Origin of the sequence: Kitasatospora sp. NPDC057738, assembly GCF_042798815.1 — a bacterium.
GTDB lineage: Bacteria > Actinomycetota > Actinomycetes > Streptomycetales > Streptomycetaceae > Kitasatospora > Kitasatospora lactacystinica.
In genome coordinates this window covers 36360-49361 of the sequence record NZ_JBHVJT010000022.1, presented here as the reverse complement: position 1 = coordinate 49361, position 13002 = coordinate 36360, and the positions used below count along the sequence as shown (strand labels likewise).

Annotated in this window: 11 protein-coding genes; 8 read left to right on the top strand and 3 right to left on the bottom strand. The window is 73.3% G+C overall.

Annotation, left to right across the window (positions count from 1 at the left end):
- Positions 1-23: 23 nt before the first annotated feature.
- The 3 genes from ACFVGO_RS14755 to ACFVGO_RS14745 all read left to right on the top strand — a co-directional run bounded on the left by ACFVGO_RS14755 (position 24) and on the right by ACFVGO_RS14745 (position 3436).
- On the top strand, positions 24-626 hold the full coding sequence (locus ACFVGO_RS14755) for a nucleoside triphosphate pyrophosphatase (RefSeq protein WP_359906079.1): 603 nt from the start codon (positions 24-26) through the stop codon (positions 624-626).
- A gap of 64 nt (positions 627-690) precedes the next feature.
- Positions 691-1425, top strand: coding sequence for a hypothetical protein (locus ACFVGO_RS14750; protein ID WP_359906076.1), 735 nt, complete (start codon positions 691-693; stop codon positions 1423-1425).
- 235 nt (positions 1426-1660) lie between these two features.
- Positions 1661-3436, top strand: a complete 1776-nt coding sequence (locus ACFVGO_RS14745) for a biotin carboxylase N-terminal domain-containing protein (protein ID WP_359906073.1) — start codon at positions 1661-1663, stop codon at positions 3434-3436.
- Between the two features lie 101 nt (positions 3437-3537).
- Here the strand turns inward: ACFVGO_RS14745 and ACFVGO_RS14740 are convergent, their stop codons facing one another.
- Together ACFVGO_RS14740 and ACFVGO_RS14735 are read right to left on the bottom strand one after the other, a co-directional pair.
- Positions 3538-4494, bottom strand: a complete 957-nt coding sequence (locus ACFVGO_RS14740; protein ID WP_380542983.1) for a DeoR/GlpR family DNA-binding transcription regulator — start codon at positions 4492-4494, stop codon at positions 3538-3540.
- 237 nt (positions 4495-4731) lie between these two features.
- Positions 4732-6186 carry an NAD(P)H-quinone dehydrogenase gene (locus tag ACFVGO_RS14735; RefSeq protein WP_359906067.1) on the bottom strand — a complete coding sequence of 485 codons (1455 nt, stop codon included), beginning with the start codon at positions 6184-6186 and terminating at the stop codon, positions 4732-4734.
- 99 nt (positions 6187-6285) lie between these two features.
- On the opposite strand from ACFVGO_RS14735, the gene ACFVGO_RS14730 reads away from it, so the two are divergent.
- The 3 genes from ACFVGO_RS14730 (at position 6286) to ACFVGO_RS14720 (ending at position 9668) form a co-directional block, all read left to right on the top strand.
- Positions 6286-6723 (top strand): gamma-glutamylcyclotransferase, encoded by a 438-nt coding sequence (locus tag ACFVGO_RS14730; protein ID WP_224284955.1) that lies wholly within the window; start codon positions 6286-6288, stop codon positions 6721-6723.
- Between the two features lie 205 nt (positions 6724-6928).
- The gene (locus ACFVGO_RS14725; protein WP_359906064.1) at positions 6929-7750 is read left to right on the top strand and encodes a purine-nucleoside phosphorylase; all 822 of its coding nucleotides are present in this window, start codon (positions 6929-6931) and stop codon (positions 7748-7750) included.
- Positions 7751-7943: 193 nt separating this feature from the next.
- Entirely contained in the window at positions 7944-9668 is a 1725-nt protein-coding gene (locus ACFVGO_RS14720; protein ID WP_380632065.1) for a phospho-sugar mutase, read from the top strand.
- Positions 9669-9734: 66 nt separating this feature from the next.
- Here the strand turns inward: ACFVGO_RS14720 and ACFVGO_RS14715 are convergent, their stop codons facing one another.
- Complete coding sequence (locus ACFVGO_RS14715) at positions 9735-10415, bottom strand: PH domain-containing protein (RefSeq protein ID WP_359906059.1); 681 nt, start codon at positions 10413-10415, stop codon at positions 9735-9737.
- A gap of 106 nt (positions 10416-10521) precedes the next feature.
- Between ACFVGO_RS14715 and deoC the strand changes: the two genes are divergently transcribed.
- Positions 10522-11508, top strand: a complete 987-nt coding sequence (deoC, locus tag ACFVGO_RS14710; protein ID WP_359906056.1) for a deoxyribose-phosphate aldolase — start codon at positions 10522-10524, stop codon at positions 11506-11508.
- A 5-nt stretch (positions 11509-11513) separates the two neighbouring features.
- Positions 11514-13001 carry an aldehyde dehydrogenase family protein gene (locus ACFVGO_RS14705; RefSeq protein ID WP_359906054.1) on the top strand — a complete coding sequence of 496 codons (1488 nt, stop codon included), beginning with the start codon at positions 11514-11516 and terminating at the stop codon, positions 12999-13001.
- The last annotated feature ends 1 nt before the right edge of the window (position 13002 follow it).

The window sequence follows — 13002 nt, the reverse complement described above, 5'->3', positions numbered from 1 at the left end:
GAGCACCCCCTACGCTGGTGGGCATGACCGACCAGCGCGCTCTCGTCCTCGCCTCCGCCTCCCCCGCCCGCCTCGGGCTGCTGCGCCAGGCGGGCCTCGACCCGCGCGTGGTGGTCAGCGGCGTCGACGAGGACGCGATCACCGCCGCCACCCCCGCCGAACTCGCGCTCGTGCTGGCCGAGGCCAAGGCGAAGGCCGTCGCCGCCGAACTCGCCGACGGCGAGCTGGTGATCGGCTGCGACTCCGTCCTGGAACTGGACGGCCGGGCCCTCGGCAAGCCCGCCGACGCCGCCGAGGCGCTGGCCCGCTGGCAGTCGATGCGCGGGCGCGCCGGCGTGCTGCGCACCGGCCACTGCGTGATCGACACCGCGACCGGCCGGCAGTCCTCGGCCACCGCCTCCACCACCGTCCGCTTCGGCACCCCGGACGACGCCGAGGTCGCCGCGTACGTGGCCTCGGGCGAACCGCTGCACGTGGCCGGGGCGTTCACCCTGGACGGCCGCTCGGCGCCGTTCATCGACGGCATCGACGGCGATCCGGGCAACGTCATCGGCCTCTCCCTGCCGCTGCTGCGCCGGCTGCTCGCCGACCTGGGCGTGCGCATCACCGATCTGTGGGCCGACTGACCTGCCGCACCGCGCCCCTGTCGCCCTAAGCTGACCGGCGTCCGAACGGGGAGGGGCGCGGAAGATGACCGACAGCGTGCTCAACGTGGTGCTCGGCCTGGTGGCCAGTGCGATCAGCGCTGTCCTCGGCTGGCTGGCCCAGGTGCTGCGGCGGCGCCGCAAGGTCGAACGGGTGCGGGCGTTCTTCGGGCTGCCGAGCGGCAGCGAGTGCCTGATCGTGGTGCCGCGCAGCATCGGGACGGGCTCGCACGCGCACACCGTGACCCGGCGCGACGCCTACGCGCTGATGTGGCTGGCCGGGCTGGTCGAGGAGTGCGGGGCGCGTCCCGAACTGGTCGCCCACGACGCCGCGCACCGCGGCCTGGGCGCCAAGACCGAGCTGTGCCTGGGCGGTCCGGTCAGCAACGAGCGGATGGCCGCGCACCTGGCCTGGGCCCTGCCCGGCGTGCTCGTCACGTCCGGGCCGGGTCCCGGCAGCAACGTGATCGTGGTGGGCGAGCGCGACTACACCGCCGACCGCGACCAGGCGCACGCCCTGCTCGCGCGGATCTCCACCCCGGACGGCGGCCGCCCGGTGTTCCTGGTCGCCGGCCAGACCGGCGTCGCCAACCAGGCCGGGGTGCGCCACCTGGTCGCGCACCACCGCGAACTCGCCCGGAGGTACGGGCAGGACGGCACCTTCGCGCTCGTCCTGCGGGTGGTCAATCCGGAGGCGTACGGGCCGGACATGGTCGAGGTGGCGGCGGACGTGACGGCCGAGGCGCTGCAGCGGCCAGGCGCCCGCTCAGGCGCCGCTTGAGCGGTCCGCGCGAGACTGTGGCCGATGCCACCTCCCGCCACGCCGCCGGCCGGTCACCCGCCGTGGCCCCGCCCGGTCCGGGCGGACCGGCGCCGACCTGCGGCGTCGTCCGCGGGGCCGCGGAAGGGGCCGGAAAAGCCATCACCGAGCGTGTGGGATAGTTCACAACCCGGGGCTACTCGCCGGTACTGCCCAGGAATCCATAAACTCAACGAGGTTCAAGAAGGGAGCCACAGTGCGCAAGGTGCTCATCGCCAACCGCGGGGAAATCGCCGTCCGCGTCGCCAGGGCCTGCTCGGACGCCGGTATCGCCAGCGTCGCCGTCTACGCCGAGCCGGACCGGGATGCGCTGCACGTCCGCGCGGCCGACGAGGCTTACGCGCTGGGCGGTGACACCCCCGCTACCAGCTACCTGGACATCGCCAAGGTCCTCAAGGCGGCCGCCGACTCCGGCGCCGACGCCGTCCACCCCGGCTACGGGTTCCTGTCGGAGAACGCCGACTTCGCCCAGGCCGTCCTCGACGCGGGTCTGATCTGGATCGGCCCGCCGCCGCAGGCCATCCGCGACCTCGGCGACAAGGTGACCGCCCGGCACGTCGCCCAGCGGGCCGGTGCCCCGCTGGTGGCCGGTACGCCGGACCCGGTCTCGGGCGCCGACGAGGTCGTCGTCTTCGCCCGGGAGCACGGCCTTCCGGTCGCCATCAAGGCGGCCTTCGGCGGTGGCGGCCGCGGCCTCAAGGTCGCCCGCACGCTGGAGGAGATCCCCGAGCTGTACGAGTCCGCGGTGCGCGAGGCCGTCGCCGCCTTCGGCCGCGGCGAGTGCTTCGTCGAGCGCTACCTGGACAACCCGCGGCACGTGGAGACCCAGTGCCTGGCCGACAAGCACGGCAACGTGGTGGTCGTCTCCACCCGTGACTGCTCGCTGCAGCGCCGCCACCAGAAGCTCGTCGAGGAGGCGCCCGCGCCGTTCCTGACCGCCGAGCAGAACGCCGAGCTGTACCGGGCGTCCAAGGCCATCCTGAAGGAGGCCGGCTACGAGGGCGCCGGGACCTGCGAGTTCCTGGTCGCCCTGGACGGCACGATCTCCTTCCTGGAGGTCAACACCCGTCTCCAGGTGGAGCACCCGGTCACCGAGGAGGTCACCGGCCTCGACCTGGTCCGCGAGATGTTCCGGATCGCCGACGGCGAGGAGCTCGGCTACGGCGACCCCGAGGTGCGCGGCCACTCCTTCGAGTTCCGCATCAACGGCGAGGACCCGGGCCGCAACTTCCTGCCCGCGCCCGGCACCGTGACGCTGTTCGCCCCGCCGTCCGGCCCGGGCGTGCGCCTGGACTCCGGCGTGGAGACCGGCTCGGTCATCGGCCCGGCCTGGGACTCGCTGCTGGCCAAGCTGGTCGTCAGCGGCCGCGACCGCAAGCAGGCCCTGGAGCGGGCCCGCCGCGCGCTGGCCGAGTTCAAGGTGGAGGGCATGGCCACCGCCATCCCGTTCCACCGGGCGGCCGTCGTCGACCCGGCGTTCGCGCCGGAGGTGCACGGCAGCGACGAGCCGTTCAAGGTCTTCACCCGGTGGATCGAGACCGAGTTCGACAACACCATCCCGCCGTTCGCCGGCGCGGCCGGTGACGGCGAGGAGGCCGAGACCCGGGAGACCGTGGTGGTCGAGGTCGGCGGCAAGCGGATCGAGGTCTCGCTGCCGTCCTCGCTGGGCGTCGCGACGGCCCCGGCGGCCGGTGCGGCGGGTGCCGCCAAGGCCAAGCGCCGGGTGGGCGCCAAGAAGGCCGGTTCGGCCGTCAGCGGCGACACCCTGGCCTCGCCGATGCAGGGCACCATCGTCAAGGTCGCCGTGGAGGAGGGCCAGGTCGTCGCCGAGGGCGAGCTGATCGTGGTCCTGGAGGCGATGAAGATGGAGCAGCCGCTGAACGCCCACAAGGCGGGCACCGTCTCCGGCCTCAAGGCCGAGGTGGGCGCGAGCGTCAGCAGCGGCGCCGCGCTCTGCGAGATCAAGGACTGACGCCGCCGCGGGAGGCACCGTCCCCCGGACCGGTCCGTACGCCCTTCGGGGGCGTGCGGACCGGTCGCGTTTCCGGGGTCCGCCGATCGCGTCCCGCGGGCTCAGCGCCCGCGCGGCAGCCCCAGCTCGGCCAGCCGGGTCGGCATGCCGCCCGGGCCGACCGGTCCGCCGTGCGCGCCGGGGCGGCGCTGGCCGGGCAGCGGGGCGCCGCCGGGGGGCGGGCCGCCGCGGCGGGCCATCGGGCCGGGCTGGGTCTGGTGCACCGGGCCGCTGCCGGTGCCGTGCACCGGGGCGTCGCCGCTCGGGCCCGCGCCCAGCGGGGCCAGGTCGACCTGCACCCCGCAGTCGGCGAGCGCGTCCAGTTCGCGGACGGTGGCGTCGTCCGCGGTGGCCTGCTCGTCGGTGACCAGCCGGGTGATGGTCTCGGTGGCGACGGTCTGGAACATGCCGGCCGCGCCGAGCTTGGTGTGGTCGGCGAGGACGATCACCTCGGCGGCCGCCAGCACCATGGCCCGGTCCACGCTCGCGGACAGCATGTTCGCCGTCGACAGCCCTCGCTCGGCCGTCAGCCCGCTGCCGGAGATGAAGGCCTTGGTGACCCTCAGCCCCTGCAGGGACTGCTCCGCGCCGCTGCCCACCAGCGCGTAGTTGGAGCCGCGCAGGGTGCCGCCGGTCATCACCACTTCGACCCGGTTGGCGTGCGCCAGCGCCTGGGCGACCAGCAGCGAGTTGGTGACCACCGTCAGCCCGGGCACCCGGGCCAGTCTGCGGGCCAGCTCCTGGGTGGTGGTGCCGGCGCCGACCACCACCGCGTCGCCCTCCTCCACCAGGCCGGCGGCGAGGTCCGCGATGGCGCTCTTCTCCGCCGCGGACAGGTGGGTCTTCTGCGGGTATCCGGGTTCGCGGCTGAAGCCGCCGGGGAGCACCGCGCCGCCGTGCCGGCGGTCGAGGAGCCCTTCTGCCTCCAGCGCCCGCACGTCACGGCGCACGGTCACTTCGGAGGTCTGGACGACGCGGGCCAATTCCCGGAGCGAGACGGCTCCGTTGGCGCGCACCATTTCGAGGATCAACTGGCGACGTTCTGCTGCAAACACAGAACCGACGGTAACCTGCGTGACCGTCTGCTTTCAGGCGTTTGCAGCTAGTAGCGGGAATTGCTCACGCACGAGCGGCGCGTGACCGTAGAATACGCGCCGCCCATGCCCCCGGAACCGCGCCCGCCGTCCGGGTGACGGCCATGCCCGCGCGAAGGGCGGCCGCCGATCGGCGACCGCCCTCAACTGTGCGCCGGACGCTCAGGATTCGCCGTCGGCCCGCTTGCGGATGTGCAGCTGCCGGGCGGCCTCGGCGGTCGAACCGGAGACGGACGGGTAGACGGTGAAGGCGCTGGCCACCTGTTCGACCGTCAGATTGGCGTCCACCGCGAGCGAGATCGAGTGGATCAGCTCACTGGCCCGCGGGGCGACGACCACGCCGCCGACCACGATGCCGGTGCCCGGGCGGCAGAACAGCTTCACGAAGCCGTCCCGGATGCCCTGCATCTTCGCCCGCGGGTTGCCGCGCAGCGGGAGCTTGACCACGACGGCGTCCATCTTGCCGCACTCCACGTCGGCCGCCGTGTAGCCGACGGTGGCGATCTCCGGGTCGGTGAAGACGTTGGAGGCCACGGTCTTGAGGTTCAGCGGCTGCACCGCGTCGCCGAGCGCGTGGTACATCGCGATCCGGCCCTGCATGGCCGCCACCGAGGCGAGCATGAAGACGCCGGTGCAGTCGCCGGCCGCGTACACGCCGGGGGCGCTGGTGCGGGAGACCCGGTCGACCTGGATCTGGCCCCAGTCGTTGAGCTTGACCCCGGCCTCCTCCAGGCCCATCTCGGAGGTGTTGGGGATCGAGCCGACCGCCATCAGGCAGTGGGTGCCCTCGATCACCTTGCCGTCGGCCAGCATGACCTCGACCCGGTCGCCGATCCGCTTGACGCTCTCGGCGCGCGAGCGGCCCATCACGTTCATGCCGCGGCGGCGGAAGACGTCCTCCAGCACCTCGGCGGCGTCCGGGTCCTCGCCCGGCAGCACCCGGTCGCGGCTGGAGACCAGGGTCACCTTGGAGCCGAGCGCCTGGTAGGCGCCGGCGAACTCGGCGCCGGTCACGCCGGAGCCGACCACGATCAGCTCGCGGGGCAGCTCCTCCAGGTCGTACACCTGGGTCCAGGTGAGGATCCGTTCGCCGTCCGGCTGGGCGTCCGGCAGCTCGCGCGGGTGGGCGCCGGTGGCGATCAGCACGGCGTCGGCGCGCAGCGACTGCACGGTGCCGTCGGGCGCGTCCACCAGCACCTCGCGGGAGCCGTCCGCGGCCTGCCCGCCGGTGCCGAGCCGGCCGCGGCCGCGCAGCACGGTGACGCCGGCCCGGGTGACGGACTGGGTGATGTCGTGGGACTGCGCGATGGCCAGGCGCTTCACACGGCGGTTGACCTTGCCCAGGTCGACGCCGATGACCCGGGCCGCCTGCTCGACCGGCGGAGTGTCGTCCGCGACCAGGATGCCCAGCTCCTCGTACGAGCTGTCGAAGGTGGTCATCACCTCCGCGGTCGCGATCAGGGTCTTCGACGGAACGCAGTCCGTGAGCACCGCCGATCCGCCCAGACCGTCGCGGTCGACGACGGTCACCTCCGCGCCGAGCTGAGCGGCCACCAGCGCCGCCTCGTAGCCGCCGGGTCCGCCACCGATGATCACGATCCGAGTCACGCTCCCCATTGTCCCGCACGCCGGGACGGCCGCCACGCCGGGGTCCGGGCTCCCGTACGTTCGTCCAGTAGCCCCGGCCCGCCCGCCGCCCGGGCTACGCTGGCCCCCATGCCCCTTTACGCCGCGTATGCCACCAACCTCGATGCCCGGCAGATGACCCGCCGAGCCCCGCACTCCCCGCTGCGCGGCACGGGGTGGCTAGCCGGTTGGCGGCTCACCTTCGGCGGCGAGCAGCTCGGCTGGGAAGGCTCGCTGGCCACCGTGGTCGAGGACGAGAAGGACCAGGTCTTCGTCTCGCTGTACGACGTCGCGCCGATGGACGAGGAGGGCCTGGACCGCTGGGAGGGGGTCCAGCTCGGCATCTACCGCAAGATCAAGCTGCGCGCGCAGACCCTGGACGGGGACATCCCGGTCTGGACGTACGTGCTCAACGACTACGAGGGCGGCCTGCCCGCGGCCCGCTACCTCGGCCTGATCGCCGACGCCGCGGAGAGCGCCGGCGCCCCGCACGACTACGTGATGGACCTGCGCCGCCGCCCCTGCTGAGGGGTTCCCGGGGCTCCGTGCGCCTGCGGGCCGCGCGCCGGGCGTGCGGGTACGGAGGGCGCGGAGCACCGTCTGTGTGGGAACCGACGAACCGGGCGGCCCGGAACCGCCGCCGAGCTGTGTTTTCGGGTCATCCGGGTAACGATCCGGCATGCCGCGGCGGAATTTCTACGCGCGTAGCCGATTCCCGTCTATCCTCGGACCCGTGAACGCTTCTCCTCAGTCGGTCGTCTCCGCCGACCCCTACGCCGCCGCCCAGGCCGCCGCCGAGCGCCTGCGCGAGCTGACCGGTGCCGAGCGGCACGACGTCGCCCTGGTGATGGGCTCCGGCTGGGTGCCGGCCGCCGACGCCCTGGGCGAGACCGTGGCCGAGTTCCCGGTCACCGAGCTCCCTGGCTTCCCCGCCCCCGCCGTCGCCGGCCACGCCGGCACGATCCGCTCGGTGAAGATCGGCGACAAGCGCGCCCTGATCTTCCTCGGCCGCAACCACTACTACGAGGGCCACGGCGTCGCCACCGTCGTCCACGGCGTGCGCACCGCCGCCGCGGCCGGCTGCGGCATCATCGTGCTGACCAACGGCTGCGGCGGTCTGCGCCAGGGCTGGACCCCGGGCCAGCCGGTCCTGATCAGCGACCACATCAACCTGACCGCGGACTCCCCGATCGTCGGCGCCAACTTCGTCGACCTCACCGACCTCTACTCCAAGCGCCTGCGCGCGCTCTGCCGCGAGGTCGACCCGTCCCTGGACGAGGCCGTCTACGTCCAGTTCCGCGGCCCGCACTACGAGACCCCGGCCGAGGTCAACATGGCCCGGGTGATCGGCGGCGAGCTGGTCGGCATGTCCACCACCCTGGAGGCCATCGCCGCCCGCGAGGCCGGCGCCGAGGTGCTCGGCATCTCCCTGGTCACCAACCTGGCCGCCGGCATGACCGGCGAGCCGCTCAACCACGCCGAGGTGCTGGAGGCCGGCAAGGCCTCCGCCGAGCGCATGGGCGAACTGCTGGCGAAGGTCCTTGAGCGGATCTGACGCCCACCAGGCGCAGAATCATGACCGACGGGGCCCACGGGCGGCGTGATCCGCTGATCACGCCCTCCCGTGGGCCCCGTCCGCATGCGCGACCCCTTTTCTTGCGGAACCCTCCGGTCACAGCGGAAACCCTCCTCCCGATCAACCGCGGAACCTCCGGCCGACACACCGACGCACTCCCGATGGAGCTGGCATGACGCAGGCACTCAACCCCGATCTCCTCGCCCGGGCCCGGACCTGGCTGGCCGAGGACCCCGACCCGCAGACCCGCGAGGAGCTCGCCGCGCTGCTGGCCCTGGCCGAGGGCCCGGAGGCCGAGACCGACGCCAAGCTCGCCTGGTCGGAGCTGGCCGAGCGGTTCTCCGACCGGCTCCAGTTCGGCACCGCCGGCCTGCGCGGCGAACTCGGCGCCGGCCCGATGCGGATGAACCGCGCCGTGGTGATCCGGGCCGCCGCCGGCCTGGTCGCCTACGTCAAGCAGCAGGGCCTGGGCGACCTGGTCGTCATCGGCTACGACGCCCGCCACAAGTCGTACGACTTCGCCCGCGACACCGCCGCCGTGGTGGTCGGCGCCGGCCTGCGCGCCGCGCTGCTGCCGCACCCGCTGCCGACCCCGGTGCTCGCCTTCGCCGTCCGCCACCTGGGCGCGGCCGCCGGCGTCACCGTCACCGCCAGCCACAACCCGCCGCAGGACAACGGCTACAAGGTCTACCTGGGCGACGGCTCGCAGATCGTCCCGCCGGCCGACGCCGGGATCGCCGCCGAGATCGACGCGATCGGCTCGCTGGACGAGGTCCCGCGCGCCGAGGAGGGCTGGGAGGTGCTCGGCGAGGAGGTCGTCGAGGCCTACCTGACCCGGGCCGTCTCGATCATCGACGAGCACGGCCCGCGCGACCTGGAGGTGGTCTACACCCCGATGCACGGCGTCGGCCGCGACACCCTGGTCGCCGCGTTCCGCCGGGCGGGCTTCCCCGCGCCCACCGTGGTCGCCGAGCAGGCCGAGCCCGACCCGGACTTCCCGACCGTGGCCTTCCCCAACCCGGAGGAGCCGGGGGCGATGGACCTCGCGTTCCGCACCGCCGCCACCGTCGGCCCGGACATCGTGATCGCCAACGACCCGGACGCCGACCGCTGCGCGGTGGCCGTCCCCGCCAACGGCAACGCGGCCGGCGGCGGCGCCGGCGCGGCCGGCTGGCGGATGCTGCGCGGCGACGAGGTCGGCGCGCTGCTCGGCTCGGCCCTGGTCGCGAAGAAGGCCGAGGGCACCTTCGCCACCACCATCGTCTCCGCCACCCTGCTCGGCCGGATCGCCGAGGCGGCGGGGCTGGGCTACGCCGAGACCCTGACCGGCTTCAAGTGGCTCTCCCGCGCCGAGGGCCTGCGCTACGGCTACGAGGAGGCGCTCGGCTACTGCGTCGACCCGCAGGGCGTCCGGGACAAGGACGGCATCACCGCCGCCCTGCTGGTCGCCGAGCTGGCCGCCACGCTCAAGAAGTCCGGCCGCACCCTGTCCGACCTGCTGGACGACCTGGCGCTGGAGCACGGCCTGCACGCCACCGACCAGCTCTCCGTCCGGGTCAAGGACCTCACGCTGATCGCCGACGCGATGCGCCGGCTGCGCGAGCAGCCGCCGACCGTCCTGGCCGGTCTGCGGGTCACCCGCGCCGACGACCTGTCGGCCGGCTCCGCGGACCTGCCGCCCACCGACGGGCTGCGCTACTACCTGGCCGGCGAGGGCGTCCGCTCCGCCCGCATCGTGGTCCGCCCCTCGGGCACCGAGCCCAAGCTCAAGTGCTACCTGGAGGTCGTCCTCCCGGTCGCCTCCGCGGCGGACCTCGGTTCCGCCCGCGAGCGCGCCGCCGCCCTCCTCGCCACCGTCAAGCACGACCTCGCCGAGGCCGCCGGCATCACCGCCTGACGTCCGCGCACACGTGAAGGGGCCCGCCGGTCGTGACCGGCGGGCCCCTTCGTGCGGTCGGCGGGGTCAGACCGCGATGACGGTGATCAGCGCGATCAGGCCGGCCAGGGTGGGGGCGATGACCCACCAGCACCAGCGGACCTCGACCGGGCCGGTGGCGGAGGGTCGGGCGGCGTTGCGCTCGGCCGTCTCCTGGAGGACGGCGGTGACCTGGTCGGACCAGGCGCGGGTGGGGTCGGGCGAGCCCTGGACGACCGGGTTGGTCCGCTTGGCCATGCCCAGCCCCAGGCCGGTCCTGGAGGCGTGCTCGGCGGCGCTGGGGCTCTGCGCCCGGGTGGCCCGCTTGCGCTGCCGCAGCGACACCGGCACGGCCCAGAGCTGGAACTTCTTCCCGCCGGCGAGCAGCTCGACCGAGTACCCGGCGCGCAGCGCGTCCACCGAGGCCCACGGCGCGACGACGGTCCGCCACGGGTTGCGCACCACCAGCCGGTCGCGGCCGGCCGTCACGGCCGGGCGCAGCGTGTACGCGATCACCGGGAAGGCGAACACCGGCACCGCCGCGAGCGAGACGTACGGGGTCTTCCCGGTCCCGCTCACCACCGCGTCGCCGATCAGCCAGGCCGCCACGACCAGCAGCAGCACTCCGGAGATCACACCGGGGACAGAGCGGTACACGCGGTCGGCGTACTCGGGCTCCCCGTCGGGGGCGGCGGGGCCCTGGTGGGGCTTGCCGTCGGAATCGGTCATGACGTCGATTCTGCCCCATGCCCCTCACCCCGAGGTCTCGGTCCGGCCACGAATGGCGAGCGCCCTAGCGGTTTGCTACGCGCGTAGATATGCTGCCCTGGTGACTATGTCCACTGTTGCAGCCAATGCCCCCGGCGTTGCGGGCAGCGGCCTTCAGGACGTTGCGGCGTCCGAGGCCTCGCTCCGCCGATTCCTGCACGGCCTGCCCGGCGTCGACCAGGTCGGCCTGGAGGCGCGTGCCGCCGCTCTCGGTACCCGCTCGATCAAGACCACGGCGAAGGCGTACGCCATCGACCTGGCGATCTCGATGATCGACCTGACCACGCTGGAGGGCGCGGACACGGTCGGCAAGGTGCGCGCGCTGTGCGCCAAGGGCAGGACCCCCGACCCGACCGACCCGACCACCCCCCGCGTCGCCGCCATCTGTGTCTATCCGGACATGGTCGCCACCGCGAAGGCCGCCCTCAAGGGCACCGACATCCAGGTCGCCTCGGTGGCCACCGCCTTCCCGGCCGGCCGCGCCGCCCTCCCGGTCAAGCTCGCCGACACCGCCGACGCGGTGGCCGCGGGCGCCGACGAGATCGACATGGTGATCGACCGCGGCGCCTTCCTCTCCGGCCGCTACCTCGACGTCTTCCACGAGATCACGGCCGTCAAGGAGGCGTGCGAGCGCCCCGACGGCAGCTCCGCCCACCTCAAGGTGATCTTCGAGACCGGCGAGCTCCAGACCTACGACAACGTCCGCCGGGTCTCCTGGCTGGCGATGCTGGCCGGCGCCGACTTCATCAAGACCTCCACCGGCAAGGTCGCCGTCAACGCGACCCCGCCGGTCACCCTGCTGATGCTGGAGGCGGTCCGCGACTTCCGCGCGGCCACCGGCGTCCAGGTCGGCGTCAAGCCCGCCGGCGGCATCCGCACCACCAAGGACGCCATGAAGTACCTGGTGATGGTCAACGAGACCCTCGGTGACGACTGGCTGACCCCGCACTGGTTCCGCTTCGGCGCCTCCAGCCTGCTCAACGACCTGCTGATGCAGCGCCAGAAGCTGGCCACCGGCCGCTACTCCGGCCCCGACTACGTGACGGTGGACTGATCACCATGGCCAAGAAGAAGAACACCGAGGAGCCCGTGGCCAAGCCCGCCGGCGGCCTCTTCGCCTACGCCCCGGCCCCGGAGTCCCCCGCCGCCGCGGGCGACATCGCCACCTCCTACGGCCACTTCATCGGCGGCGAGTTCGTCGACTCCTCCGGCAACGAGGCCCTGAAGACGGTCAACCCGGCCACCGAGCAGGTGCTCGCCGAGTTCGCCCAGGGCACCGAGGAGGACGTGGACCGCGCGGTCGCCGCCGCCCGCAAGGCATTCGCCGACTGGTCGGCGCTGCCCGGCAGCGAGCGCGCCAAGTACCTGTTCCGGATCGCCCGGATCATCCAGGAGCGCAGCCGCGAGCTGGCCGTGCTGGAGTCGATCGACAACGGCAAGCCGATCCGCGAGACCCGCGACGTCGACCTGCCGCTGGTCGCCGCACACTTCTTCTACTACGCGGGCTGGGCGGACAAGCTGGACTTCGCCGGCTTCGGCCCGAACCCGAAGCCGCTGGGCGTGGCCGGCCAGGTCATCCCGTGGAACTTCCCGCTGCTGATGCTGGCGTGGAAGATCGCGCCCGCGCTGGCGACCGGCAACACGGTCGTCCTGAAGCCGGCCGAGACCACCCCGCTGACCGCGCTGCGCTTCGCCGAGATCTGCCGCCAGGCCGGTCTGCCGAAGGGCGTCGTCAACATCGTCACCGGTGACGGCCGCACCGGCGCCGCGCTGACCTCCCACCCGGACGTCAACAAGGTCGCGTTCACCGGCTCCACCCCGGTCGGCCGCGCCATCGCCAAGCAGCTGGCCGGCACCCGCAAGAAGCTCTCGCTGGAGCTGGGCGGCAAGGCCGCGAACATCGTCTTCGACGACGCGCCGATCGACCAGGCGGTCGAGGGCATCGTCAACGGCATCTTCTTCAACCAGGGCCACGTCTGCTGCGCGGGCTCGCGCCTGCTGGTCCAGGAGTCGATCCAGGACGAGCTGCTGGACGCCCTGAAGCGCCGGATGGCCACCCTGCGGGTCGGCGACCCGCTGGACAAGAACACCGACATCGGCGCCATCAACTCGGCCGAGCAGCTGGCCCGGATCACCGCGCTGACCGAGGCCGGCGAGGCCGAGGGCGCCGAGCGCTGGTCGCCGGCGTGCGAACTCCCGGGCACCGGCTTCTGGTTCAAGCCGACCCTGTTCACCGGCGTGAGCCAGGCCCACCGGATCGCCCAGGAGGAGATCTTCGGCCCGGTCCTGTCGGTGCTGACCTTCCGCACCCCCGCCGAGGCGGTCGAGAAGGCCAACAACACCCCGTTCGGCCTCTCCGCCGGCATCTGGACGGAGAAGGGCTCGCGCATCCTCTGGATGGCCAACCGGCTCCGGGCCGGCGTGGTCTGGGCCAACACCTTCAACAAGTTCGACCCCACCTCGCCGTTCGGCGGCTACAAGGAGTCGGGCTACGGCCGCGAGGGTGGCCGCCACGGTCTGGAGCCCTACCTGAATGTCGAGGCCTGAG